A 438-nucleotide genomic window follows, 5' to 3' on the forward strand; every position below is an offset into this window, starting at 1 on the left:
AATGATACTTGCTTTAATTGAATCGTATGAATTTCGTCAATTATTAATGTACCACAACTTCCAGCTTCAATTTCATTTTCCATGAAAAAATCCATCCTTGATAATACCGCAAGCGCAGGTTGAATGGAAAGATTAATAGATGAATACATTTGAACCGGAATAAATAAAACAGAGAGATACGACAAAAGTGAAAAGTAGGATCCAACTGTCAATTCACCATTAATAATAAAGTAACTAATTAAGATTATAAATATTGATCTGGAGACGAGAATAAATAAAGACACTGACTCGCTACCAATCACAACAAAAACATTACGTTTCATAAGTTTTTTAGCTATCAAGTTAAAGTAGCGCTTTATTTCATTTTCTTTATGGTTTTCCAAATTAAAATTTTTCATTTCAGTGAGTCCAGCGATGTCTTCGTAAATTTCTCCTTGC

1 protein-coding gene is annotated in these 438 nt (G+C 30.8%); it reads right to left on the minus strand.

The window, feature by feature from the left end:
• Window positions 1-438 (minus strand): ABC transporter transmembrane domain-containing protein (locus ACNPNW_RS06100; RefSeq protein ID WP_448766723.1); only part of this gene is annotated, 438 nt, incomplete at both ends.

Source organism: Acinetobacter endophylla (assembly GCF_053543775.1).